20 protein-coding genes are annotated in these 22,661 nt (G+C 45.4%); 3 read left to right on the top strand and 17 right to left on the bottom strand.

The window, feature by feature from the left end:
* Window positions 1–2: 2 nt before the first annotated feature.
* From A4R26_RS05650 to uxuA, 17 genes are all read right to left on the bottom strand, one after another.
* A complete protein-coding gene (locus tag A4R26_RS05650) occupies window positions 3–1,103 on the bottom strand; it encodes a glycosyltransferase (RefSeq protein ID WP_081161888.1) in 1,101 nt (366 codons plus the stop codon).
* On the bottom strand, window positions 1,100–2,296 hold the full coding sequence (locus A4R26_RS05645; RefSeq protein ID WP_081161886.1) for a glycosyltransferase family 4 protein: 1,197 nt from the start codon (window positions 2,294–2,296) through the stop codon (window positions 1,100–1,102). Before A4R26_RS05645 ends, A4R26_RS05650 begins: the two co-directional genes overlap by 4 nt.
* Window positions 2,297–2,334: 38 nt before the next feature.
* Window positions 2,335–3,210 (bottom strand): glycosyltransferase, encoded by an 876-nt coding sequence (locus A4R26_RS05640; protein WP_081161883.1) that lies wholly within the window; start codon window positions 3,208–3,210, stop codon window positions 2,335–2,337.
* Between the two features lie 18 nt (window positions 3,211–3,228).
* Window positions 3,229–4,119: a glycosyltransferase gene (locus tag A4R26_RS05635; protein ID WP_081161878.1), complete on the bottom strand. Its 891-nt coding sequence runs from the start codon at window positions 4,117–4,119 to the stop codon at window positions 3,229–3,231.
* A 78-nt stretch (window positions 4,120–4,197) separates the two neighbouring features.
* Complete coding sequence (locus A4R26_RS05630) at window positions 4,198–5,088, bottom strand: glycosyltransferase (protein WP_081161875.1); 891 nt, start codon at window positions 5,086–5,088, stop codon at window positions 4,198–4,200.
* Between the two features lie 50 nt (window positions 5,089–5,138).
* On the bottom strand, window positions 5,139–5,987 hold the full coding sequence (locus tag A4R26_RS05625; protein ID WP_081161873.1) for a glycosyltransferase family 2 protein: 849 nt from the start codon (window positions 5,985–5,987) through the stop codon (window positions 5,139–5,141).
* A 15-nt stretch (window positions 5,988–6,002) separates the two neighbouring features.
* Window positions 6,003–6,551 carry a GNAT family N-acetyltransferase gene (locus tag A4R26_RS05620; RefSeq protein ID WP_081161868.1) on the bottom strand — a complete coding sequence of 183 codons (549 nt, stop codon included), beginning with the start codon at window positions 6,549–6,551 and terminating at the stop codon, window positions 6,003–6,005.
* Window positions 6,548–7,507 carry a hypothetical protein gene (locus A4R26_RS05615; RefSeq protein WP_081161864.1) on the bottom strand — a complete coding sequence of 320 codons (960 nt, stop codon included), beginning with the start codon at window positions 7,505–7,507 and terminating at the stop codon, window positions 6,548–6,550. The genes A4R26_RS05620 and A4R26_RS05615 overlap by 4 nt, the downstream gene beginning before the upstream one ends.
* Complete coding sequence (locus tag A4R26_RS05610; RefSeq protein ID WP_081161860.1) at window positions 7,504–8,211, bottom strand: WbqC family protein; 708 nt, start codon at window positions 8,209–8,211, stop codon at window positions 7,504–7,506. Before A4R26_RS05610 ends, A4R26_RS05615 begins: the two co-directional genes overlap by 4 nt.
* Window positions 8,208–9,293, bottom strand: coding sequence for a DegT/DnrJ/EryC1/StrS family aminotransferase (locus tag A4R26_RS05605; protein ID WP_081161857.1), 1,086 nt, complete (start codon window positions 9,291–9,293; stop codon window positions 8,208–8,210). The genes A4R26_RS05610 and A4R26_RS05605 overlap by 4 nt, the downstream gene beginning before the upstream one ends.
* 173 nt (window positions 9,294–9,466) lie before the next feature.
* Window positions 9,467–11,272: an ABC transporter ATP-binding protein gene (locus A4R26_RS05600; protein WP_081161855.1), complete on the bottom strand. Its 1,806-nt coding sequence runs from the start codon at window positions 11,270–11,272 to the stop codon at window positions 9,467–9,469.
* A 103-nt stretch (window positions 11,273–11,375) separates the two neighbouring features.
* A complete protein-coding gene (locus A4R26_RS05595; protein ID WP_081161852.1) occupies window positions 11,376–13,736 on the bottom strand; it encodes a GumC family protein in 2,361 nt (786 codons plus the stop codon).
* Window positions 13,737–13,747: 11 nt separating this feature from the next.
* Window positions 13,748–14,566, bottom strand: coding sequence for a polysaccharide biosynthesis/export family protein (locus A4R26_RS05590; protein ID WP_081161849.1), 819 nt, complete (start codon window positions 14,564–14,566; stop codon window positions 13,748–13,750).
* 45 nt (window positions 14,567–14,611) lie between these two features.
* Window positions 14,612–15,613: an SDR family oxidoreductase gene (locus tag A4R26_RS05585; RefSeq protein WP_081161847.1), complete on the bottom strand. Its 1,002-nt coding sequence runs from the start codon at window positions 15,611–15,613 to the stop codon at window positions 14,612–14,614.
* Window positions 15,614–15,622: 9 nt separating this feature from the next.
* A complete protein-coding gene (locus tag A4R26_RS05580; protein WP_081161844.1) occupies window positions 15,623–16,921 on the bottom strand; it encodes a nucleotide sugar dehydrogenase in 1,299 nt (432 codons plus the stop codon).
* Between the two features lie 30 nt (window positions 16,922–16,951).
* A complete protein-coding gene (gene nusG / locus A4R26_RS05575; RefSeq protein WP_081161841.1) occupies window positions 16,952–17,446 on the bottom strand; it encodes a transcription termination/antitermination protein NusG in 495 nt (164 codons plus the stop codon).
* A gap of 689 nt (window positions 17,447–18,135) precedes the next feature.
* Window positions 18,136–19,305 carry a mannonate dehydratase gene (gene uxuA, locus A4R26_RS05570; protein WP_081161838.1) on the bottom strand — a complete coding sequence of 390 codons (1,170 nt, stop codon included), beginning with the start codon at window positions 19,303–19,305 and terminating at the stop codon, window positions 18,136–18,138.
* A gap of 148 nt (window positions 19,306–19,453) precedes the next feature.
* Here uxuA and A4R26_RS05565 point away from each other — a divergent pair, with 148 nt between their 5' ends.
* The 3 genes from A4R26_RS05565 (at window position 19,454) to A4R26_RS05555 (ending at window position 22,523) form a co-directional block, all read left to right on the top strand.
* Complete coding sequence (locus A4R26_RS05565; RefSeq protein WP_081161834.1) at window positions 19,454–20,470, top strand: LacI family DNA-binding transcriptional regulator; 1,017 nt, start codon at window positions 19,454–19,456, stop codon at window positions 20,468–20,470.
* Window positions 20,471–20,656: 186 nt separating this feature from the next.
* The gene (locus tag A4R26_RS05560; RefSeq protein WP_081161831.1) at window positions 20,657–21,475 is read left to right on the top strand and encodes a rhomboid family protein; all 819 of its coding nucleotides are present in this window, start codon (window positions 20,657–20,659) and stop codon (window positions 21,473–21,475) included.
* An 88-nt stretch (window positions 21,476–21,563) separates the two neighbouring features.
* Window positions 21,564–22,523, top strand: a complete 960-nt coding sequence (locus tag A4R26_RS05555) for an alpha/beta hydrolase (RefSeq protein ID WP_081161828.1) — start codon at window positions 21,564–21,566, stop codon at window positions 22,521–22,523.
* Window positions 22,524–22,661 lie beyond the last annotated feature (138 nt).

Below are 22,661 nucleotides of genomic sequence, written 5' to 3'. Positions count from 1 at the left end.
TATTAGTTGTTAAGGGGTGATGATACATTCCTGTATACATCCAGGAACTTTCCGGCTATACTGGCATTCAGATATTCATTCGTAACCAGTTGCCAGGCGTTCTGTATCATCTGTTCATTGTCTGACGTTCTTTCAAGCGCGGCCAACACTTTGTTAATAAACGCTTCCTCGTTTCCTTTCGGCACCAGGTAGCCGGTCCTGTTATTGATCACTACTTCGCCAATGCCGCCTACATCATACGCCACAACCGGTGTTTTACAGTAAAAGGCTTCCAGTATCACACCGGGCAGGCCTTCAATTATGCTTGGCAGCAACAACACATCGGCATGTTTCATAAACTGCATGGCATCATTTCTGAAGCCGTAAAAATGCACCTGTTGTTCAAGGCCTTTTTGTTTAACCAGTTCTTCTATCTGCTGTTGAAGCGGACCGCTGCCAACAAAATGCAAACTGGCGCCGGGTTGTTTCTTTAGAATGCCTTCAAAGATCCCGATAAGGCGTGCATGGTTCTTTTCATATGTAAACCCGCCCACATGCACCAAAGCAGGTTTTGAAGTATTCTTTAAAGGGCTTTCGTTCCCGCTTTTCAACCCCTCTTCTTCTATTCCAATGGGCACTGTGGTTACACGCGTTTTGAATTGCGGGAACAGCTTTGCAAAATCCGTTGCCGATGTGCGGCTTACCGAAACGATCTTACTGGCATACTTAAAGAAGAAGCCATTCAGTAATTTAGCCGGCGTTGTTTTTATGTACAGGCTGATGGTACTTGCATTCCGGAATACGATGGGTTGTTTCCATCTGAAAAGCAATTTCGAAAACACCGCATACTTTAATGTGTCACCGGCATTCGCCTGAACAATGTCGGGTTTTTCTTCTTTTATTATCTGCGCCAGCTGCCGCCAGGCTTTTACATCCCACATTCGTTTTTTGGGCGAACCATTCAAATGCCTTGTTTCACCTGAAAAGGGCAAAGCTGCGCTGCCCGGAAAAACAAATACGATGATGGCCCTATGTCCTTTCTTATTGATGTGGGTCGACAGCTGCGAAGCAAACATTTCAGCTCCCCGTAATTGGGGTTTCTGAACCAGTTGAAGTATTGTCAATTTTTTGCAATGATCATGTTGAGTAAATAGTGTTCCAGTTTACCGGCAATTGTCGACAGCTCAAAGTTCATCCGTGCATGTTCATTGGCTTTTGCAGCCAGCGCCTGGGCAACGGTTGTATTTTCTGCCAACCACAACAAAGCGTTTTTAATACTTTGTACCGAACCTTTTTCAAAGAAGTATCCGGTTTCCATATGCGTGATCACTTCTTTGTTCACCGGAATATCGCTGGCCAGCACCGGCACCCCTGCAAACATCGCTTCCACAATGGCGCCGCTAAACCCTTCGCTATGAGAAGGAAAAACAAAACAATCATATTCATTGATAAGCTGCGGTATATCGCGGCTTCCCAGCAGGCTCACATTGTTCTGCAATCCCAGTTCGTTAATAAGGGCGGCAAGTGGTTCCTTTTCGGGGCCATCGCCGGCTATATGGAGAACCGCATCCGGAAATGCGGGCAAAAATTCATTGAAGGCCAGTATCATGTCGCGCTGGCCTTTAACCGGTACTAATCTACCGACGTTCAGAAATCGAAGTGGTTTTCCAGGAAATGTCTGCGGAACCTGATAGCGGAACAGTTTACTATCGCGGCCCCGGTTTATGACTTCAATTTTGTTCAGATCGATCTTTAACGCCTTTCCGTTCGACTGCCTTACCACCTCAGAGTTCGCAACAAAGCCTTTGCAATACCGGGCCGTTCTTTTATTGGCCCATTTGAAAAAAGCGACAGCCATTTTTGCTTTGGCTGAAAGCGCTGTATTATATGAATCGGAATACAACTCGCTTACGAAGGTGCCTATAACCGGAATGTTACTGAACCGGCCAACCAGCCGCGCTACTATTTCCGAGCGGGTCAAATACGCCACTATGATATCCGGTTTTTCCTGCTGCACTATTGCCTTCAATTGTTTATAGGCTTCCACAAACCCGTATTTCTTTTTCAGTGATACCGAATGCACTGTAATGCCATGCTCAGTAAACTTCGGCTTCAATAACTCACCGGCATACAAATGGCAAACTACGGGCTGCATGTTCTTAAACCTGATCGCATTGGCGAAAAGGCTCTGCTCGGCGCCACCTGTTTGTAATGTATCGATAACAAACAGTACTTTATGCATGTGTGCCTTATAACCACCAGTGCCTGTAGCAGGTACGTTCTCCATTGTTGTATCTGTTATTGTATCACTATGCATTTTGTACAATTCCCTGTTTAATGTAATTCAAAGTGGCATCAGAGTTTACGGCTTGCAAATTCCAGCGTTCCCGGATCCAGTGTTCTACCACCTATGCCCCTGATGCCATGCCAGATGCCCATCAATCTGAATTTTACCCGTTTAAACCGGTCAGGGGCCAGTATGGCGGCAGCGATCAGCAGTTTTACCTGGTGAAAAACATAGCCTATAAATTCCATAAATGAAAAATGCTTCCTGATAATGAAGGTATGGTTACGGGCTGAATAATACCCCCGCCATAAGGTTGCTTTGGTAAATTGTCCGCCCCCGCCTAACAGTTGGCGGTCATCGGCCCCATTCTTCAATACACCGATACGGAAACCATTTTTTCTGATACGGATGGAATATTCATGGTCATCGCACATCATAAAGAACTCTTCGCACAAAGTACCCAGTCTGCGCACCACATCGGCTTTTATCAAAGCCCCGTCGATCATGGCATAATCAACCTCCTGTAACCTCTCTTTCGACTCAACAAATACTTTAGTGCCCATTCTGAAATTAGCGCCATGCAGACCAAGCATCACAAACGGCGTTTCCTCAATATTCTCAACCAGGTCTTTTAACGCATTGGGCGCATAAAATGTATCATCGTCAAGCACCCAGAAATAATCAAATGAATTATTTGCCAATCCATATTTCATTGCTTTTGCTATGGCGCCGGCAGAACCGGTATTGCTGTCCATATAAATACAATGAATTTTATTATGACCTTCCAGTGTTTTAAGATATTCTCTGGTACCGTCTGAACTGTTGTTGTCAACAATTACGATTTCAGTTGGGGCCATGGCCTGGGCCAATATATGCGCCAAAGCTGTCTTTAATGTATCGAGCCGGTTATAAGTAACCACAATTGCACAAACACTTATATTCATAAATACTTATTAAAACTTTTAAACATTACGTTTGTAAAACCTGTTGAAGGTGTAGTCGCGCCAGGCTTTCAATGTATTCCTGGTAACCAGCGTTCCGTATCGCAGCCCATGTTTATAGCTCATCATGCTTTTTGCAAATGAAACAGCCAGGATAGAGCAAACGGCCATGTAGTACCGGTTCTTGGTCATTACAAAAAGCGAATTGCGAATGCTGTAGTAGTCGCGCCACAGAACACCTTCATCTTTCTTCCGTACTGTCGCTCTTTTATAATTCATCCGGTTCCATTTCTTACGCAGGTCGAGGAACAAACCGGTATGCACAAGTATTTTATAACCGGCCCTTTTTTGCGACAGATCGTGATCGAGGTCTTCAAAACCGAAGAACAGTTTCGCCTCGGGCACAATTCCCTTCAATACACTCTCTCCTCTTATGATCTTTATCATGCCACCGCCAATGGTATCTACCTCCAGGTAGTCGCCTTTTTCCAGCTCTTCATTGGTAGTTCTTATTACCAAACCGGTGCGTTTATTTATTTTATGTCCAACCACGCCTACCTGGCCGCAATTGCTGCCAAAGGACTCTGCCAGTTGCAACAGTTTTTCAAACGTATCGTCAGTATATGGCGGGTCGTTATCATCTGCCCACAGGATCCACTCATACCCCTCTTTTGCAAGCGCCTCCAAACCGGCTTTACCGCCGCCGGCAAAACCTGAGTTATGCCCAACCTTCAGGTGTGCTACATTCGGGAAAAGCTGTGCCGCTTTATTTTTGGTTTCATCGTTGTCGTTATTGTCAACGATCATCAGCTTATCGGGCGGCCTGGTTTGATCGAGACACTTTTGTATTGTGTCCATCAAAATATCAGGTCGGTTGTACGTCACAATAAATGCAGCAAACTTCTTGTTCATAAAGTTTTACGTTTGAAGCATCCGATGGTCGGTCGGCGCTTATCGGGTTATGTCTTAAGGGTTTTAAAAAGTCGGGGGTTATCTTTTATAATATCTTCTCAGGCTATAGTCGCGAACGGCTTTGCAGGTATTCCTGGTTACGAGGGAGCCATAGCGCAAACCATGTTTGTAACTTAACAGGCTTTTGCCAACTGAAACAGCCAGGAACGACAGCCATGCAAAAGGCAGCCTGTGCTTTTTCATTATGAAGAGGGCATTGCGAATGCTGTAATAATCGCGCCATAATACGCCTTCGTCTTTTTTGCGGGCAACCGGCCTGTCTACTTCAAAGCGGTTCCAGCGCTCGCGGCAATCGAGGAACAGGCCGCTATGCACCAGTAATTTGTAACCGGCTTCTTTTTGCGAAAGGTCAAAGTCAAGATCTTCAAAACCAAAGAACAATTTTTCCTCTGTTACAATACCTTTTAATATACTGTTTCCGTTTACGATCTTACATTGTCCGCCGCCAATGGTATCTACTTCTATAAATGGCTTTTTTTCCCGCAACTCTTCGGTGGTGATGCGCTCCAGCAAACCGGTGTATTTATTGAACCGGCTTCCTACCATGCCTACCTGACCGCAATTTTCGCCATACGATTCGGCGAGGGTAATCAGCTTTTCACAGGTGTCGCTGGTGGGTGGCGGATCGTTGTCATCGCCCCAGAAGATCCACTTATAACCTTCTTTTGCCAGCATTTCCAATCCTACTTTGTCGCCGCCTGCAGGGCCAGCATTATAACCCATACTGAAATATTCAACCTGGGGATATAATTCATCGAGTTTCTTTTTTGTTTCATCGGTTGATCCATTGTCTATTACCAGCAATTTTTCTGGCGGTAATGTCTGGCTAAGGATCTTATGGATGGTATCCATTAAAATTTCTGCACGGTTGAAGGTTATAACAAATGCAGCGAATCTTTTATTACTCATATTAAAATCTTTGATGCGTATAGCAAAAGGTTATTGATAATAGTAAAGGTTTATAGAAACAGTATCCTGATACTATCGGTTATTTCACCATGCTTTATCAGGTTCTTTACATATTTTTTCTTTTCACGCCATATTGTTTTATCTATCTCCTGCTTCTGTTCTTCGCTGAACAGGGAAGACTTTTTCATGAACTTCCTTGTTTGAATGGTGCCCCTGTACTTATTGGCCATCGTTCTTCCGCCATACATACCACTCGTGTGTTTGCGATAGTTGCCCCCATTAAAACCAAGTTCGGCAAGTTTACCGTACCGCGATAAAACAGTGAACAGGAAGATATCGCCGTAGGTAGCGTGTACAAAATCTTTGTGATTAGTAGGAATACAATTCCTGAAAACGACCGACAGCGTGGCAATGTGTTTATGGAAAATGCTTTTCCAGTCATACTCGTACACGATGCCATCGCCATTCACTTCCACATGCCTCATTATATTCTCGTTCGCATCAACAGTATTGGTTTCATGAAAGCACAACACGAAGTCCTCGTTCTTTTCTAAAAAATCAACCTGCTTTTGCAGCTTAAGGGGGTCTGTCCAGTAATCATCGCCTTCACAAACCGCGATGTATTTACCGGTGAGTTTCGGCCAGCAGAATTCGTAGGCGTTCCGTTGCGGTCCTACGTTTTTTTCATGGTAAATGGGTTTTATTATTTCCGGGTACCGCTGCTCAAACTCTTTTATAATGCGGCGGGTATTATCGGTTGAACAATCTTCCCCAATGATCACCTCAAATAAAAAACTGGTCTGCTGCATCATCACGCCTTCAAGGCACTGGCGTATATAACGCTCCTGGTTGTAGGCAGGGATGCAAACGGATACCAGGGGCAATGTATTTATAACCATACTTTCGAAAGATGCTTATGTTAACAAATCAGGCTTTGATCTTTTTTGTTGTAACAGCGCTTCCACAACCGGCCGCGCCTGCTCAAACATTTGCCGGCTAAACACATGTTTTACAAAACCGTTGGGCATTTCTTCCATGGGCTTCCAACCCATTTTTTTTACACCGCCCATACCGGGATTGTTTTTGTGCATTTCCATATATACCAGCTCAAGGTTAAGGTTGGTGAACATGTGTGCGAGCGCCATCCATCCGCCTTCATAGGCCCTAAGCCCGCCCCAATACTTAACCTCGCCTATAAAGATGTGGGCCTGGCACTCGCTGTTCTTTATATCGGTAAAAAATACATTTCCTATGTACTGGTCGTCCTCACTTAAACAAATGGCAAACCGCTTTTCATTTTCGCGCTGCAGCACAGCGGTGATCCAGGCTGTTTCCATTTCGGGGGTAATAAAGCGGTCGGGACGTGACCCGGTAAACCGCCATATTTTGGGATCGTTGCGCCAGCGGTAAGATATAAGCGCATCTTCTATCCGCAATGGCCGTATGTACACTTGGTTGCTCATATGGTAAGTTGTATTACTTCCGCCATTTTTTGCATATCATCTTCACTGTACCGGTGATCTATTGGTAATGGCAACAAGTTGTTTGCCAGCTTTATTTCTGTTGAAAACTTACGGCTATCGGCTTGCTTCACTTCTTCCCAGAATGTGGGAACAAAGATCCTGTTCCTGTACAGCTTTTCCCGGTCAACCGGCATACCGGTCATCAACGGATACACCATCGGAACGCCTTCCTCGTAAGCGGTTATGGAAAACCGGTTTATATCCCTGAACACCTGGTGCAGGTAGCTGAAGTTGGCCCGTCTGCGGTTAATTACACCGGCATGATCGGTATTCGATAATAAATATTCACTTAACACCGACATGCCCGTTATTTCCGCACCACACAACTGTTCATTTTCTGTAAATGCTTTATACCCTTCCTGCACATGACCGTTAAATCGCTGCATCAAATGCGCGACCGTATACGTTTCATTTCTGCCCTCAACCACATCGGGTCGTAAATGACCGGGCGGATACAGGTAAGCGCCATCAGGTACGCCAAAGAATTTCCGGCATGAATTAAAGAACCACGAGCAGCCATTTCCCTTTACAAAAAAGGCCTGGGTACAATCTGCGATCAGTTGTTCGCCGTACCTGGCCGAAAGCATTTCCACCGTGGCATCTTTTAATCCGAAATAGTTGATATATAAGAAATACTCGCCGCTGTGAAGAGCGGGTAATGAAACCGGATCGAGCTTTTCATCAATTGCATACCGCTTATATGTTATGCCTGCCGCTTCAAACGACTGCAACAGGGCATTGCAGGTATAAACAGGAACATACACAAGCGCCGGCTTACACACACGTAGTATATAGTGCAGGGCCGACCGGCCGCTTTTAAATGTGTAAGGCGTTTCGTGGTACGCATACCGGCCTTTGCTTAACTCCAGTTCAAAATAACCGCCCACTGGTTTCATACTAACTGGTAATCGTTTAAAAGATTTTTGATAGCAGCCGGTTCGTTGAACATCATCACATCGATGATCGACAACCCCGGCTCAAATTGTTTCCTGCGCTGATCGTATTCCTTTATAACCGGTTGTAGAAATTGTAAGCGGATATCGCTTTGCTCAAACCGGTTTTTATCAAACAGCTCCATGCCGCTTACCGGGTTGATATATGCTGTCGCCTGCAATTGTTCGCTCATTCTCAACGCCCATTCACCTGCATTCTGCACACCTGAATAATCAAAGTTCATTTGCGACGATATTTCAATCTTATATTCGATACCGATATAATCGCATATGGCTTTGAGATAACCTGCGTTCATTTCAGTGATTGAACTATGCGGAGCTGCAAAGCAATCTGCTATCAATGCCAGCACCTGTTTGTAATACGGTGCAGTCTTTTTATAATGTTCAATCTGCCGTAGTATTTTATCCCTGCTACCTTCTACATCGGCCACGCTGATATCTTTTATCGGGGTATTCCTGGTATGTGAAGCCAGCGGCATTATTATATACTGAACACCATCAGCGGGTTTCAGTATCCTGTTCCGGTTTATCCATCCATGCCTGATGTACTGCACATCGTCGAACAATATAAACCGGTCGGCTGCCTGTATCAATTGAAAATAACCGATGTAGGGGAAAAAGTAGGGTTGCATTATCGCTGCCGTCATCGCAAATTATTCTGTACCCGCAATAAGATCCTTACCACCATGTGCATTTCTTCTTCCGACAGATCGTGATGCAGGGGCAAACACATAACCCGCGGCGCAATGCTCTGGCTGTTTGTACACTCATACTTTTCTACAAACCGCAACGTGTGCAGCGAAGGATAAAAATACCGGCGCGGGTGTATCCCATTCCCGATCATATATGCTTCCATCTTCTTCAACAGATCTTCGGAAGGAAGAACGATGGGGAAATATGCATAATTATAATCGGCATTTTTATCAATGGTTTGCATTTGCATGTTCATGCCCTGCAGCAGTTCGGCATAATGCAGGAACTGCGATTTTCTTTTCTGCAACAGCTCGTCGGCGTATTTGAGGTTCACCAACCCCATGGCCGCATGGAACTCCGAGTTTTTTCCGTTGATGCCAATGCAGGCAAAATCATCGGGACCATTAAAACCAAAATTGCGCATGTAAGCCATTTCCTTCAGCAGATCTGCATTCATGGTGAATACGGCTCCGCCTTCGATAGTATGGTACAGCTTGGTGGCATGAAAACTGGTTACGCTGATATCCCCATACTGAAAAACACATTTGTCTTTATATTTTGTACCGAAGCAATGGGAAGCATCGTAAATAACCTTTAAGTTATGCTTCTGGGCAATTGCCTGTATAGCGTCTATGTCGCAGGGATTTCCGAAAACGTGTGTGGCTATAATTGCCGAAGTTTCCGGTGTAATGGCAGCTTCTATAAGCGCCGGATCGATATTGAATGTGTTGGGATCGATATCTACGAATACCGGTTTCCACCCTTCCCACAATATACTGCTGGTAGTAGCTATAAATGAAAAAGGGGTCGTAATGATCTCCCCTTTCAACTTTAGCGCCCTGATCGCTATCTGCAATGCCGATGTGCCATTGGAAACATATAACATGTGCGGCACTTTCAGGTATTGCTTTAACCGTAGCTCCAGTTCATTTACAAGGGGACCGTTATTAGTAAGCCATTGGCGTTGCCATATACCCCGAACGTAATTTTCATACTCTTCAAGCCGGGGCATAAAAGGTTTGGTAATTGGTATCATAAGGGTGCTATTTCCTTGATTGAAAGATCGGACAAGGATCAAAAAACACAGGGCTTTAACAAGAAACAATGTGCACAAAACAAGGGATGCATTTCGGGAAAAAGGCATCACGTTCCCGTAATGCCTTCCTGACAATGTTTTTTAAAGAGCGATCGATCAACTGGGTAGCTACCCTAAATACCCTGGAGTGAAACCATTTTCTGAAACCGGGTCGATTTGTTCACCATTTCATCGAAAGAACCGGAAGCGGTGACCTTTCCTTTTTCAAGCAGGTAAATGGTATCTGCTTCTTTTATGGTAGATAAGCGGTGCGCTATAAGTACGATGGTATAATTACCACGCAATTGTTCAATATTCTCCTGGATGATCCTTTCGGTTTCGGAATCCAGCGCCGAAGTAGCTTCATCGAAGATCAGCACTTCGGTGTGTTTGTATAACTCGCGGGCGATGGAGATACGCTGACGCTGTCCGCCCGAGATCAGGATCCCGTTATCGCCAAGGCGCGTTTCTTCTTTTTCAGGCAGCGATTCTACAAAACCATTCAGCGAAGCCATGCGCAGCACATCGTTGAAGCGCTTTATATTTTCAGGCGTTGGTTCGGCCCAGAAAGTAATATTGTTAAAGATGGTATCGTTGAACACAACCGGCTCCTGTGAAATATAACCAACCTTGTCGCGGTAGGTGTTCAGGTTGTATTGCGCCATTGGAATGCCGTCAATATACAGTTCACCCGAATCAGGACGAATAAGGCCGGCGATCATATTGGCCAGTGTTGTTTTACCGGCGCCGCTCTCACCTACCAGCGCTATCGTCGATTTCTTCCGCAACTCTATATTGACGCCATCGAGCACTTTTAAACTATCGTATGAGAGCGTAACGTCTTTAAGCGCTACTTTGTCCTGAATGGCTTTGAAGGCAACCGGCCCGTGTACTTCCTGCAGGGCCGCCATTTCATTGGTAAGCGATGTTACGGAATTGATACCGCCGCTGTTCTCTATAAAGCCCTGCCAGTAGTTCTGCGTCATTACCAGGTAGCTAAGGGCGCGATAAAACAGTAACAAACTCAAAATGATGCTGCCCAAACTGGCACCCATCCAGTTCAGCTGGGCAAAAATCACCATCATTACTATTATTACAATAATGGGCTCTTTTATACTGGTAGCAATGGCCGTCATGTGACCGATCTTCTTGTTCAACCCTTCAGCCTGATTGATCACATTCCTCAACTTGCTTGAATACCGGTTAAAGGTGTTCGTCGATTTTAGGTATTTAAAGTGATGCGTGGTTTGTATGAGGAAGCTGTTGAAGTCGGCGCCCTTTTTCGATAATTCGTTCGAAGCGTTCTTGGTGGTTTTATAAATATTGTTGTAGATCAGGTTCGACACCACCGCTCCAACGCATACGAGTACGGCGAACTGGTAGTTGGCCAGGAACGCCAGGAACATATAGGTCAGCAACATTACCGATGCCTGGGCTGCGGTAAAATAAAAATGAAATGAAGAGAACAACCGCTGCACTTCAACGGTAAGCGTATTCTGAATTTTACCCGAATCAATTTTCAAAAAGGCGCTGTATGACAACCCTTCCAGGTTCTGCACCAGCCTGTATCGAACTTTTTTGATGAACAGTTCGCGTAAACCGGCGTAATATTTCATCTGGAAATATTTCATCGCCCCCTTGAACACAAACAACGACACCAATGAAACCAGCACGGTGGTAATAGTAAGATCAAATCCCATTTTCTTGATGAGATTGATGATGTGCTGAATTTGACCCAGCGACTCCTGGTTATCGGCTGCAGCCTGCTGCGCCTGTCCATCTCCTACTGCTTTCAGCAGTGGAATGAACATGGCAAGCCCCATCCCATCCAGAAAGCTGATCAAAATGCTTAGCCCCAGAAAGAACAATAATTTACTACCTATAATACTGTAGTAATATTTGAAATGAGTCAGGAAATTTTTCTTCAAAGAGAATTTCATCTTGCTTTTTTTATACGCTGAACGCGTAACGCCAAACGCTTAACGCGGCATACCCATATCAGGTGGCTTTTCGTTGAGCGTTATGCGTTCGCAGTTCTGCTTTCTATGCTATCTTTAATTTTCCGTCTGAGCTTTTCTTTTTTTTCTTCCCTTTGCCCATTTGTCCGTATTCATAACCGTAACCATATACATGCTGGAATCCATAACCCGGCTTAATACCATTTATGATCAGCGAAATATGTGGCAGTTTCTGATCGTTGTGCAACTGATTGATCAGTTTTATCGATGGGCGAAGCGTATACTTATGGCGCAGTACAAAGAATGAGATATCGGCCAGTTTACCTAACGACAATGCATCTGATACGGCTTCAACCGGCGGCGTATCCATTACTATATAATCGTAATGCGCCCGCAGGTAATCGAACAGGAGTTTCATTCTTGGGTTCAGAATGATCTCACCGGGGTTCAGCGGTAACGGCGTACCAGCGCTCAGGAAAGATAGATTTTCCATTTCAGGAACCGCCTGTACCAGATCGTCTACCTGGCCTTCGCCACGTAAGAAATTGGTTATACCGGCAGACTTTTTAAAACCTAACCGCTCGCTCAAACTGGGGTTGCGGAGGTCAAACTCGAGCAATATCACTTTCTTGCTGCTGATGGCAAGCGAACTTGCCAGGTTCAGGCTCACAAAGCTTTTTCCTTCACCGCTCATGCTCGATGTAACCATCAGCACTTTGTGATCGGGACCGTAACCCATGTACGAGATATTCGTGCGCAGTGTTCTGAACTGTTCGGCGATCGGCGATACGGTTTCTTCCGCTATCACCACATCGGCCTTGCTGTTATCGAGAATGATCTCACCGGCAATCGGCAGCGCGGTAATACCATGGATATCTTCCCTTGTTTCGATCTTGTTGTTCAGCATGAACTGTACAACAATTACCAGCACGGGGATCATTATTCCCAAAATAAAGCCGATGGCATACACCATGTAAGGCTTGGGATTTACACTCTTGCTGATATTCCAGTCAATGATACGCGAACCGGCAATTCCGGCTGAAGCGTATTCCATTTTCTTATCTTCTATCTTTTGCTGCAGGAACGTATACAGTGCATCTTTTACCCCCAGCACCCGGTTGGTCTGGTTCAGGTCTTTTTCTTTTTCAGCCATACCCTGGAAGCGGCCCGTTTGGCTTTGTTCCTGTGAAGCGATCAGCGCATTGGCAGTTCTCAGTTGCTGGCGAATACTGTTAATACTTGAATAAATGCTGTTCTTTGCTGTGGCCAAACCGGCGTTGATCTCAGGCAAACGAATATCCTGCGGCGTACCGCGATCGAGGATCTCTTTCTTCCTTAACACCAGTTTATTATAGCCATCCACGAAACCGCTTAAACCGGGGTCAGTTAAAGCAGCAACGTTTGGTATGATCTGCTCCTGACCGCTCTGCTGAATACTGGCTTCCACCTGGTTCAGCAGGTTTTCCTTGAACACGTTCTCGCTTTTGCGGCTATCGAGGGTTACCAGGTTACCAAGGATCTGGTTGGCAGAAGTACCAACGTCGTTCACCCGGTTGTTCGATTTGAAATCTTTTACTTTATTGGCCTGTGTCGACAATTCGCCCGATACTGTTGCCAGCCGGTTCTCGAGGAACTCTATTTCTGTACGCAGCGCCTTGCTTTTATGTTCGAAATTGGCTTTATCATAATTATGCAACAGTACTTCCACTATCTGTTTCGCCCTTTCAGGAATTTCATCCCTTACCGATACCTGCAGCATGGCCATACCGCCTTTGGGCACAGCGCTGGCAGAGATCCGCGATGAATACTTTGCAACGGCGCCATCTACACCGGGAAAACGCAACAGGTATACTTCTTTCGGAACGGTAAGGAAAGGTTTGGGCTCGATAATGATGGTATCGTGTTTAAATATCAGCGGTTGAAAATATGCACCTTTTACAATTTCCTTTTCAAGCTGAATTTTATACCCGTCTTCGCTTACCAGTAATTTGTACAACGGGGTTGCTTCATCAATATCCCAGCGTTTTACCTTGATGGTAAATGGTAATGAATCGAGGTGTAATGGCTTATCGCGTACCCGGCCCTTTGTGAGTATTTCAATTTCAAGATGCAAAGAGTCTACGATCTGCTGTATAAGCGCTGCAGACTCGAGCTTAAAGATTTCGCTGTTCAAATCAGGTTGCGCCTGTGCGGCTGCAGCCGGGCCGCCCTGGCCAAATGCGGAACCACCCAGAATATTGGTGGTCACTTCGCCGGGCGATTGTACCTGGATGTAAGTTGACACCTGGTACAACGGTACTGTATAGCGTATATACAGGAAAGCCGCGGTTAAACAAACGACAGCCGATAAAATAAGCCAGTAATAGCCTTTTGCCAGTTTAGAGAAAAGTCGTTTTGCGTCAAAACCTTTACTTTCTTCTGGCTCATCATAATACTTCTGCTCCATAGCTGAAAGTTTTAGTTTTTAGAGTTTTGAATGGAAAATCCGAGTGTCACGGCGGAAATAAGAATAGTAACCACTGAAGCCACTAAACCGAAGTCTTCTTTGAACAATGAACCGGAACGGGCCTGTACGTAGATCACGTCATTGGGCCGCATCTGAAAAATATCCGGATCTTCCAACACACTTGACTTTCTCAGGTCAAACTTATGTACTGTTCTTTTGCCGTTGTAATTACGCAGCAAACGAACATCGTACCGTTTGGCGCTATGGGGCAGATCGCCTGCTGCCGCCAGTGCTTCGAAAAGGGTGGCATGTTGCGCAGAGATCACGAAGGTTCCGGGGTTCTTTACCTCACCCAGCACGGTCACTTTGAAAGTACTGAAGGTCATTTCAACCAGCGGATCTTTCAGGTAAGGACTAACCAGTGCCACCAGTTTTTGTTTCGCCTGGCTTATTGTCATACCAGCCAGCTTTACCCTGCCCACAACCGGAATCTCCACTTCACCTTCCAGGTCGATCAGGTAATCGGAATTGCCTGCGGCACCTGCTGCACCTGTAGCCGCGCCAACGGCGCCAGCCACACCGGTCATACTGTGTTTATTGAAAAATGCGGCGCTTTCCTGGTCTTTTACGATAAAGGAGATATCGAGCCTGTCGCCACGTTCGATAATACGTTCGGGCACGGGCATATTCTTTAACTCGTACGTTTCTGCATTGGGTAAATCATTAAAGTAATTTAATTTTTTACTGGTACTGCAAGAAGTGGTAAGCATCAGAACAAACGCTGCAAAACAGAGGATGAGGGTGAACGGATGTATGTGGTTTCTATTCATTGTACGTTAAATTTATTAATTCCGGTTGCCGGCTAACCAGCAGGTTTAAGAGGTTACTTTTATAAACGACGACTGCTTATACCACTCCACGGTTGTTTGTAATCCTTTTTGAATTGTTACAGCGGGCTGATAACCGATCAGTTGCTGTGCTTTGCTTACATTGGCGAGGCTGTGCCGCACATCGCCTTTACGCTCCTCGCGGTATTGGGGCTCGAGGCTGATACCTGTATGCTCACATATGAATTTCCACAACTGGTTGAGCGTAGTGCTCTCTCCTACGGCAATGTTCACTACTTCATGCTTTTTGATCTCCTGTGCCAGCACCGCTTTTATGTTCGCCTGTACGGCATTCTCAACATAAGTGAAATCGCGGCTCGTTTCGCCATCGCCGTTAATGAAAGGCGCTTCCTGTTTCAATGCGCTTTGCACAAACAGCGGAATTACCGCAGCATAGGGCCCGCGTGGGTTTTGGCGTGGACCAAACACATTGAAATAGCGTAAGCCGATGGTGTGAAAATCGTATGTACGGCTGAATACCTGTGCATACAGTTCATTAACATATTTGGTAACCGCATATGGCGAAAGCGGGTTGCCGATCTTATCTTCTACTTTAGGCAAACCGGGATGATCGCCGTAGGTGCTCGAGCTGGCTGCATACACCATTCTTTTTACACCGGCATCACGGGCAGCCACCAGCATGTTCAGGAAACCGCTTACGTTCACATCGTTACTGGTAATGGGGTCATTGATAGAACGGGGTACTGAACCAAGCGCCGCCTGGTGCAATACATAATCAATTCCTTCCACGGCGCGGCGACAGGTATCGAGGTCGCGGATATCGCCTTCTAACAAACTAAACTCAGGGCGGGCAAACCACGGTTCAATATTCTCCATTGAACCGGTGCTGAAATTATCCAGCACACGCACTTTGCCGGCGCCATGCGTCATTAAATATTCTACCAGGTTTGAACCGATAAAACCGGCGCCGCCTGTTATCAAAAAGCTGGCCTTGCTGATATCGGTTGTATGATATTTCTGATCGTACATAATTAATAGTTATAAACGTGCGTCAACTAATTCTTTATTCAAATGAGCTTTTACATCGAATAGTACACATGAGTCGCTGCATAATTTTTTGATGGTGTCATAACTAAACTGTTTATGCGCTACAGCGAGTACAACGGCATTGTACTGTGTTTGTGAAGCATGTAATTCCTGTACCGTTTTCACGCCATACTCTTCATATACTTCTTCGGGGTTAGCCCAGGGATCGTAAATATCAACCTGCACGTGGTAGCTTTGCAAGTGGCGGATGATATCAATAACCTTCGTATTGCGAACATCGGGGCAGTTCTCTTTAAAGGTAATGCCTAAAACCAACGCCTTACTACCTGAAACCGGTATGCTTTTTTTCACCATTAGTTTTATCACTTCGCCGGCTACATATGCGCCCATTCCATCATTCAACCGGCGGCCCGCCAGAATGATCTCGGGATGATAACCTACTTCCATCGCTTTTTGCGCCAGGTAATACGGGTCAACGCCTATACAGTGACCGCCCACCAAACCCGGACGGAACGGCAAAAAGTTCCACTTTGTAGATGCTGCCGCCAAAACTTCCTGGGTATCGATATCCAACAGGTTAAATATTTTGGCCAGTTCATTGATGAAGGCAATGTTGATATCGCGTTGTGCATTCTCAATTACTTTAGCTGCTTCAGCCACTTTTATCGAAGGCGCGAGGTGCGTTCCTGCTACAATAATGCTTTTATAAATTTCATTTACCGCCTGCGCCGCTTCGGGCGTAGAACCGGAAGTCACTTTTTTGATCTTTGTAACCGTATGTTCTTTATCACCGGGGTTTATACGCTCGGGCGAGTAACCGGCAAAGAAATCTACATTGAACTTCAGGCCTGAGATCTTTTCGAGAATGGGCACGCACTCTTCTTCAGTTACACCGGGGTATACGGTAGATTCATATACAACGATATCGCCTTTCTTCAACACCTTTCCTACTGTTTCGCTGGCTTTCACCAGGGGAGTAAGATCAGGACGGTTATATTTATCAACCGGGGTGGGAACCGTAATGATAAAAACATTACTTGTTTTAATGTCTTCGAGCTGATCGCTCACCCATAAACCGGTTAAGCTGTCTTGTTTCTTTTTAAGAACCGAACCCAGATGGTCGCTGCTTATTTCCAGCGTATGGTCGTTACCAGTGCGTAATTCAGCTATACGCTCTTTATTGATATCAAAGCCTGTGACAGGATATTTTTTTGCAAATTCAACTGCCAGTGGTAATCCTACATAACCTAAACCGATTACCGTTAAATGATACTGCTTTGTCTCTTCCATTACTATTGTTGTTATAGAGTTTTATTGGGTTTACCCCTTTGAAAGGTTATTCTTATCTATGGCCACAAGCGCAAAACCAAGCGAAGGCAACATTACTTTCACCATTCTGTTATTCACTTCCATCACCTGTCCTGTTTGCTGCATCAGCGGGCCGTTTATTATAGTTACCTCATCATTTACATTCACATCTATTCTTTCAACCTGTATGTGCTCATAATTTTGCAGGAACTGCTTCACGGTATCTATTTCCTCATCGCGTATTACGGCCGGTTTTCCCTGAAAGGTAACAAACCCTATGACGCCGTCGGTTTGCAGCACCGGTATATGTGCTTTCGGCGCCAAACGAACCAACACATAAGATTTAAACAGGGGCTCCAAAATTATCTTTTTTCGGTCGCTCCAATTCTTTTCCAGCTTCTGCATCGGGCAATAATTCTCAATTTGTTTGACTCCGAGCAGCTCGGCAACCTTCTTCTCCCACCGGGGCCGGGTGTAAAGGGCGTACCAACGTAAGTTATTATTCATGCTACCAGTTTATCTCACATCTCAGCGCAAAGCTCCCGCTTCTCTCAGTCACATCTTAACTGAGATTCAATAATTTATAATTTCAAAAATATTTCCATCAATAGCCAAAATCACCATCTTTTCTCCGTTCGTCACGAGAATATCAGATCGTAATTAGGTTATTGAGGTCCAATAAAAAGCAAAAACGGTACACAAGTAAATAGTAAACCAGAGGCTATTCGAAAGGATTGGTTCAGAGGCTTTCGAAAGGAAATCGGGCCAATGGGGTGATTCGAAAGGAAAATCGGGTAACGATCGGTAATGTCAAAGGAAGTTGGACGATCAGAGGTTATAAAGACGCTCAAAAGTAGAATGTTTTTTGATATTATGCAATATCGAGGGTCGATTTTTATATACCATAATGTGGTAATGCTGAAAATACCCAGTCATCTTATCTTCCGCATAACTACTTAAGAAACAACTCGTATTAACTACATATCACTATCGGAGAAACGACATGTTATCAATGTGTAAACGTCATGGCAACATATATAAATTAATCAAAATAGAACAGCCTTTTTCATGCTGCAGGAACACTGAAAAAGGCTGTGGTAAGTTAGGGGCCGTGAATTGTGAATAGCCTCGCGGCTATTCAGATTTAATTACGGCCTTGCGCCGCCGGAAATTATTGCCGATTGCCGATTGCCGCTTTACATCATCGACCTTGAAATTCCCAGCTCCAGGCCGCGCAACTCAGCCAGTCCGCGCAAACGGCCAATGGCTGAATAACCGGGGTTGGTCTTTTTATTCAGGTCATCGAGCATCTGGTGCCCATGGTCGGGGCGCATAGCGATATTCACTTTCCGCTCGCGCATTACCTGTACCAGGCTTTTCACCACACTGTACATGTCCACATCGCCTTCGAGGTGATTGGCTTCATAAAAATTACCATCGGCATCGCGCTGGGTGCTGCGCAAGTGTATAAAGTTGATGCGGTTACCGAATTGCAAAACCATAGCAGGCAGGTCATTATCGGCGCGTACCCCGAAAGATCCGGTGCAGAAACAAAGGCCGTTGCTGACGTTGGGCACAGCATCGAACAACTGTTGTACCTGTTGGGCGGTGCTTACTACCCGGGGTAATCCGAATATGGCATAGGGCGGATCATCGGGGTGAATTACCAGTTTAACACCTGCTTCCTCGGCTACCGGCGCAACCTGTTGCAGGAATTCGATCAGGTTTTGCTGTAATCTTTTGGCGTCAATACCGGCGTAGGTATCGAGCGCAGCCTGAAACTGTTGCAGGGTAAAGCTTTCCTCGCTACCGGGCAAACCGGCAATGACGTTCCGTTGCAACAGCTTTTTCTCATCTTCCGACATGCCGGCTAGGCGTTCTTTCGCCTTTGCCAGTTCGGCAGGCGTATAGTCTTTTTCGGCGCCCGGGCGTTGCAACATGTATACATCAAACGCTACCATTGCCGCTTTTTCGAACCGGAGGGCTTTACTACCGTCTTCAACGGTGTATGAGAGGTCGGTACGCGTCCAGTCGAGCACCGGCATAAAATTGTAAGTAACTATATGAATGCCGCAGGCCGCGAGGTTGCGGATGCTTTCACAATAATTGGCAATGTATTGTTTATAAGGCCCTTTTTGCGTTTTGATATCTTCATGAACCGGAACGCTTTCCACTACCGACCAGGTTAACCCGGCGGCTTCAATAGTTTCCCTGCGTTTCAGGATCTCTTCTTTTGTCCAGATAGCGCCATTGGGTACATGGTGCAGCGCTGATACAATACCTGTGCAACCCGCCTGCCTGATATCTGCCAGGCTAACCGGATCGGAAGGCCCGAACCAGCGCATTGTTTGTTCAAATTGATACATAATGCTGTTGTTTATAACAATTTTTCACAAGGTTACAATTTGTATGAATAGGTTCAACAAATTCTCTTTTCTAATTCTTTGCAAACGATTTCGAAAAATTTGCGAAAATAGCCCGTAATTTCTTAATCTTTGTAGGGGACGCTCCTCTATGGATCAAGTGAACTTAAAGAAGCTGGCGAAAGAACTGAACCTGGCCGTTTCGACGGTTAGCCGCGCTTTGCGGGACAGTCATGAGATCAGTCCGCAAACAAAAGAACGCGTACGCGAGCTGGCCGAAAAACTGGGTTTTCAGCCCAATCCGCATGCCAGCAGCCTGCGACAGAACAAAAGCAAGACCATTGCGGTCATCATTCCGGAGATCGAGAACAATTTTTTCTCCCAGGTGATCAATGGCATTGAATCGGTATCGCCTACCAAGGGCTACCATGTACTTATCTACCTTACACACGAAGATTATAATAAAGAACGCGACATGTTGCAGTTGCTGCGCAATGGCCGGGTAGATGGGGTTATGGTATCAGTTTCCAACACCACAACCAGCTTCGAACACATCGACGCCTGGCGCCAGGCAGGTCTTCCCCTCGTGCTTTTCGACCGCACCTGCGATGAGCTCGATGTACCCAATATTATGACCAATGATGCGGAAATGGCGTTCAAGGCAACGGAGCACCTGCTGAAAAGAGGTTGCAAACGCGTTGCGTTCCTGGGAATGGGCGGCAATCTGAGCATATCAAACCGCCGCAAAGCGGGCTACCTGGCCGCCCTTGAAAAATATAAGATCGCTACTCCGCCACAGGTAATTGAATTAACGGCGAAAGATTATATCAATCGCGAAACCCTGCACCAGGTATTTTCACAACAACCACCTGATGGGGTTTTTGCCGCCATTGAAAAATTTGCGGTGAACACGTATGAAGTTTGTAAAGAACTGAAATTGCATATTCCGAAAGAAGTAAAGGTGGTGAGTTTTTCAAACCTGCAGGCTGCCGCACTGTTCGATCCCGCCCTTTCGACCATTATTCAACCGGCTTATGATATCGGCCGCGAGGCGGCAAATATTTTATTTAAGTTAATAGAAAAGAAAATACTGATGCCGTTTGAGAAAAAGATGGTACTGCCATCACAACTGATAGAGCGTGCGTCTACAGCGGAATTAATTCGATAATTCGATAATGTGATAATTGAAATACAAGTTATACTGATTGCTTTCGCTTGAACTTTGCATTTTTAAGGACTGCCGGCCTTTGCGGCATTATTCCATTATCACATTATCACATTAATCAACCGTATTTAACAAATATTTGCATCTTTCTATTATCGTTAGTATGTTTATTATAATGAACTTATTCTCATGACACCTGATGTTATTAGCATACTGATCATCATACTTACCTCTTTAGTTTCATACAGGGGGTTTAAAGACCGTTCCTTTTTCGAGAAGTATGAATTCGGCGTTGACAAAGTGCGGCTTTACAAAGATTACAAACGGCTGATCACGTCGGGCTTTTTGCATGTGAGCTGGATGCATCTTATTTTCAACATGCTGGCTTTGTTTTTTTTCGCAGGCTCGCTGATAAGTGCGCTCGGCCCTTTACAATTTTTACTTATTTATTTTGCAAGTATGGCGGGCGGCGACCTGCTCTCGCTGCTTGTTTATAAAAACCAGGGCGATTATACATCGGTTGGCGCATCCGGCGCGGTAAACGGTGTTATTTTCGCAACCATTGCACTTGCGCCCGGTATCAGGATCATGTTTATGCCCGGGTGGCTGTTCGGGTTGGTTTATATTGGCCTTACCATTTGGGGTGTTCGTTCAAAAAGAGATAATATCGGGCATGAAGCCCATCTCGGCGGCGCAATGATCGGCATGTTGCTGGCCGTTGCATTTGTACCGCGTGCATTGGTTGAGAATTACATTACCATTTTAATTATTTCTATCCCTACGCTGGTATTCATTTACCTCATTATTACCCGGCCGCATATACTTATGGTCGATAACCTGTTCTTTAAAACGCACAGCAATCACTACTCCATAGATCATAGATACAACGAGAGCAAGTACAACCAGCAACAGGAAATAGACAGGATCCTCGATAAAATAAGCAGGCGGGGCATTAACAGCCTGAGCCAGAAAGAAAAACAAATGCTGAAGGACTATAGTAAGAAATAGCAGCCGGTTGCCTGCTGCCTGTTCAAGGTTACAGGAAATACAAACTAAAGTTTGCCCGTTATTAGTACATTTACCAGAAACCTGCAATATGAAGAAAGCTTGGCTAGCCGTTATTTTTGCGGTTGTTTTCCATTTGCCATCGATGTCGAACACGGCAGGTGATACTACTTTTACAGAAACAACCTTCGTACTGCATACGGCCAACGGCGATATTACCGGCACATTAACGGTACCGGATAGTGCCGGCAGCAAAATACCTGTGGCATTGATCATCGCCGGTTCGGGACCAACCGATCGCAATGGCAATAATCCCATGATGAAGAATGAAAGCCTGAAACTGCTGGCTTATGGTTTGGCGGCTAATAAAATTGCCTCACTACGCTTCGATAAACGGGGCCTGGGCGAAAGCCGCGCTGCCTTTACAAGCGAAGCCGATCTGCGGTTTGAGGACTATATAAACGATGCACGGGCCTGGATAGATACCCTGAAAAAAGACGCCCGCTTTTCAAAAGTGGTGGTGGCAGGGCACAGTGAAGGATCGCTGATAGGTATGATCGCTGCGCTAAAAAAAGCCGATGGTTTTATTTCCATTGCCGGGGCCGGCCGTTCGGCCGATAAAATACTGAAAGAACAGCTGTCCGGCCAGCCTTCCATGATCAAAGACTCCAGTTATCCCATTATCGACAGCCTGGCACAGGGAAAAACAGTTCAGCAGGTTCCCAAAATGCTCTTTGCCCTGTTCAGACCAAGCGTACAACCGTATATGATATCATGGTTTCATTATGATCCGCAAACGGAAATAAAAAAACTGACGATCCCGGTACTGATATTACAGGGCACCAACGACCTGCAGGTAACCGTTGAAGATGCCAACCTGCTGGCCAAATCGAATACGAAGGCGCAACTGGCCCTTATTAAGAACATGAACCATATTTTCAGGGTCGTTGAAGGCGATAAAAAAGAAAACCTGGCCACATACATTACTTCCAGCAACCCTGTCAGCGAAGAGTTGATTACTACCATTGCCAGATTTGTTAACAAAAAATAATGCAGAGCCAGTTTATGGTTTATGGTTTTTAGTTTATGGTTCTTTAATTCAGGCAGTCATTTATTAAAAGCGAGTCCCAAAACGCGGCATCAACCATAAACAACAAACCATAAACAACAAACCCCTCCGGCGCGGCAT

This window comes from Niastella populi (assembly GCF_002078015.1).
Lineage (GTDB): Bacteria > Bacteroidota > Bacteroidia > Chitinophagales > Chitinophagaceae > Niastella > Niastella populi.
Note: the sequence above shows the minus strand (reverse complement) of the source record. Positions and strands in the feature narration are given on the sequence as shown.